This is a genomic window from Phytoactinopolyspora endophytica (assembly GCF_004138495.1).
Lineage (GTDB): Bacteria > Actinomycetota > Actinomycetes > Jiangellales > Jiangellaceae > Phytoactinopolyspora > Phytoactinopolyspora endophytica.
Genome location: NZ_ML142857.1, coordinates 131,780 through 135,695, shown reverse-complemented (window position 1 = coordinate 135,695; position 3,916 = coordinate 131,780). Strand labels below are relative to the sequence as shown.

Genomic DNA, 3,916 nt, shown 5'->3' with positions numbered 1-3,916 from the left:
TCCGGGGGTGGCTCGTCGTCGGTGATCAGGTAGTCGGCGCGATCGAGGTCGGCGATCTGCGCGAAGAGACGCCGGCCGAACTTCGAGTGGTCGGCGAGGACGGCGACCCGAGTGGCGCGGTCCATCATCTCGGCCATCATGGCGGCCTCGCCGAGGTTGCTGGTTGAGAATCCGCTGTCGGGATGGACGGCGCCTACCGCGATGAGCGCGAGATCGAACCGGACGTCGACCTCGCTGCCACCCGGCGCCGCGTGAAAACTGACGGGGCCGACGGTGGCTTGGGCGCTCAGGCGAACCTGTCCACCGAAGACGTAGAGGTCCCGGTACACGTCCGGCGAGATCTCCGCGGGTATGCGCAAGCTGTTGGTGGCGATCGTGAGTTCGCGCTGGTCGCGAAGGTGGCGCACGACGGCCAGCGTGGTGGTTCCAGCATCTATCACCACAGCTGAGCCGTCCTCCACGAGGCTCGCGGCCAGCGCTCCGATCTGCTCCTTGGCAGAGGTCTGTAGGCGCATCCGTACGTCGAGGCCGGTATCGGGCCGGGGGACGGCCGAGAGGCCGACAGCCCCTCCGTGGGTGCGAATGAGCAGGCCATCGGCATCGAGCTGGTCCAGATCCCGGCGGATCGTGTCGGACGAGACGCTGAAACGTTCGGCCAGCTTTGCGACCGTGACCTGGCCGACCTCGGCCACGTAGGAGGCAAGTTCTGCCTTGCGTCCCGCGGGCAAGCGCCGGGTCTGTCCTGAGGCGTCGTCGGCGACATTGAAGTCTTCGGCCATAAGTAGATTTCTAGCATACATACGCACATACATGCATGATCGACGGCCGGTGGTCTGCTGCTCTAGCTGGAGCACCGACATTGAGGTCAGTGGGTATAGCCGCTGGTCATAATCCCAGCCCGGCTGAGTTTCGTGTGAAGAGCCGACGCTCTTTACTCTCATCGCCTCCAGGTGTCTCCTCTTGACGGGCATGTTCCCGAAGGCTATGTTGACCGAGGACTTGCAGAAACACGCATCAATTTGCATGATCTCGCAAACCATCCAGGGAGAGTGGACAGATGGGCAACGGTGCTCCTACTAGAAGGCGAATCTATGCGCTCGTCGGCGCGTCGGTGATCGCCCTGACCGCAGCATGCGGCGGAGAGTCGGACGAAAGCGCATCGGGCGGCACAGTCACGATCGAGTTCGCGCAGTGGTGGGAGCCCGAGCTCCCGGACGGTTCGTTGCGCGAGCTCATGGACGAGTTCGAGGAGCAGAATCCCGGCATCGAAGTTGAGCTCCTCAGCGGGCCCTATGCGTCGACCAAGGAACAGGTGGTGGCCGGAGCCGCATCAGGCACCATGTCCGACGTCGTCGGCCTCGATGGTGCCTGGGTCAGCGACTTCAGCAATCAGGGCTCTATCACGAGTCTCACCGATCTCATGGCCGAGGCGGGCTATGACGAGAGCGAACTTGCGTCCCAGATCCAGATCGACGGCGCGACCTACATGATACCGGTCGTCAACTTCGTCTACCCGCTGATCACGAACGATGAGCTCCTCGCCGAGGCCGGCATCGATGCGCCGCCGGCGAACCGCACCGAGTTCATCACGGCCGCGGAGGCCGTCGCCGGTCTCGGTGACGACGTCAGCGGATGGGCTCTTCCGCTGTCCCTGGAAGCGCCGAACGGAGTTCAGAACGACGTCATGTCATGGGTGTGGGCATCGGGCGGGAGCATGCTGGCCGACGGCCAGCCTGACCTGACCAACGCCGAAGTCGCCAGTGCCGCGGAGTACGTCGGTCAGCTGTGGGACGCGGGGGTGATATCGCCCGGTGCCTTCACCATGAAAGAGCAGGACAAGGTCGAGGAGTTCACCAACGCCCGCGTCGGCATGATGATCAGCTCTCTCGCACACGTGAACACCATCCGCGAGACCAACCCCGATCTCCAGTTCAGTGTCTCCGCCATTCCGGCCGAGGATTCCTACGACGGCGAACGAGGCATTCCGTACGCCTCGTGGGGGATCGGCGTGGCCGAGAACAGCGAGCACAAGGCCGAGGCGTGGAGACTGGTCGAGTTCCTCATGAGTGAGGAGACGAACGCTGAGCTTTCCTCGCTCGCGAATGCGTTCCCAGGCAACACCTCCGCGGTCCCGGATTTCGTCGAGGACGACGAGATGTTCGCGACGGCGTTCGAGATCTACCAAAGCGGCTATCCAGCCAACGAGTTCACCGGCCTGCCGGTGGCCGAGGAGCTGATGCGCATGTTCGGCGAGGAGTTCCAAGGGGCCCTCAACGGCGATCAGTCCATCCCCGACGCACTCGACGCCGCGCAGGCCCGCTGGGTCGAAGAGTTCTGACGAGACCCATGAACGTGTTCGCGCTGCCGCACCGGGCCTGGTACGTCCAGGGCCTGGTGCGGCGGATGACCCCATGAGACGGCTGCCTTGTCCACGTTGAGCGCACCACCACCGCCGAGGGTGCAGCAGACCGCGGCCAGCTCTCCGCCCTCTCGGGCGCGGCGAGGGCTGCGGCGGCACCTGACGCCGTACCTGTATCTGCTGCCGACAGTCCTGTTGATGATCCTGCTGATGGTCGTACCCATCGTCATGGTCATCGGCTACTCGGTGCAGGACAACGTCATCACCAACCCGAACCCTGAGTCCGTGGGGCTCGAGAACTACGTCGAGGTCATCACGGACCCGGTGTTCCATACGGCCGTGCGCAACACCGTGTACTTCACCGGTGTGAGCGTCGCTGCACACCTCGTGCTGGGGCTGGCCTTCGCATTGATGTTGAACAGCCCGCTGGTGGGCCGGCGTGTGCGGGCCGTGTTCCGGATGATCTACGTCCTGCCGTGGCTGTTCACCGTCGCGATCATCGCCGTGCTGTGGCGGCTTCTGCTCAACCCCAACGGAGTGGTCAACTACCTGCTGGACATCGCCGGCCTCATCGACTCCAAGGTCGAGTGGCTGGCCAACCCGGACACCGCCCTGCACGCGATCACGTTCATCAACATCTGGGCCGGCTACCCGTTCTTCATGATCAGCCTGCTGGCCGGACTGCAAGGGATACCGAAGAACCTGTATGAGGCCGCGCGGGTCGACGGGGCGAGCGCCTTCCATCAGTTCTGGCATGTCACCATTCCGCAGCTCAGGCCGATCATCATCAGCATGGTGCTGCTGGACTTCATCTGGACGACGCAGCAGTTCGCGCTCATCTGGATGACCACCGGTGGCGGGCCGATCAACGTCACGGAGATGCTCAGTACGTTCACCTACAAGCTCGCGTTCAGCCGATACGAATACTCCATGGCTTCGGCGAGCGCGGTCGTCGTCCTTGTCTTGTCGATGATCTTGGCCTTCTTCTACGTCCAGCACCAGAAAGCACGGGACTGACATGAATCAGAGCACCGTCGTGCGACGGGACATGAAGAAGGCGGGAGTTCTCCTGGGGCTCGTGCTCGGCGCCGCGTTCGCCGGATTCCCGGTGGTGTGGATGGCGCTGAGCTCGTTCAAGTCCAATACGGAGATATTCGAGTTTCCACCGCGGGTCATCACCGAGAACTTCTCACTGGATGCTTACACGACCATTCTGACCGATCCGGTCAAGTTGCGGTTCTTCTTCAACAGCTATGTGATCGGCCTGTCCGTGACCGTGCTGACGCTCATCTTGGCTGTGTTCGCGGCCTATGCGTTCAGCCGGTACGAGTTCCCCTTCAAACGGTTCCTCAACATCATCGTGATCAGCGTGCAAGCTCTCCCACCCATCACGCTGCTGATCCCGTACTTCGGTCTCATGGTGGGGTTGGGCCTCTACAACACCTACCCGGGTCTGATCTTCACCTACATGGTGTTCACGCTGCCGTACGCCATCATCATGCTGACGGGGTACTTCAACACACTGCCACGAGAACTCGACGAGGCGGTCAAGGTCGA

Annotated in this window: 4 protein-coding genes; 3 read left to right on the top strand and 1 reads right to left on the bottom strand. The window is 62.7% G+C overall.

The annotated features are described in order from the left end of the window. The coding region (locus ELR45_RS18440; RefSeq protein ID WP_165367897.1) for a DeoR/GlpR family DNA-binding transcription regulator at positions 1-779 on the bottom strand (779 nt) is incomplete at its 3' end. A gap of 278 nt (positions 780-1,057) precedes the next feature. On the opposite strand from ELR45_RS18440, the gene ELR45_RS18435 reads away from it, so the two are divergent. The 3 genes from ELR45_RS18435 to ELR45_RS38320 all read left to right on the top strand — a co-directional run. Further along, on the top strand, positions 1,058-2,338 hold the full coding sequence (locus ELR45_RS18435; protein ID WP_129667695.1) for an ABC transporter substrate-binding protein: 1,281 nt from the start codon (positions 1,058-1,060) through the stop codon (positions 2,336-2,338). A 96-nt stretch (positions 2,339-2,434) separates the two neighbouring features. Further along, positions 2,435-3,376 (top strand): carbohydrate ABC transporter permease, encoded by a 942-nt coding sequence (locus ELR45_RS18430; RefSeq protein ID WP_205856836.1) that lies wholly within the window; start codon positions 2,435-2,437, stop codon positions 3,374-3,376. A gap of 1 nt (position 3,377) precedes the next feature. After that, a partial coding sequence (locus ELR45_RS38320) for a carbohydrate ABC transporter permease (protein WP_205856835.1) occupies positions 3,378-3,916 on the top strand: 539 nt, incomplete at its 3' end.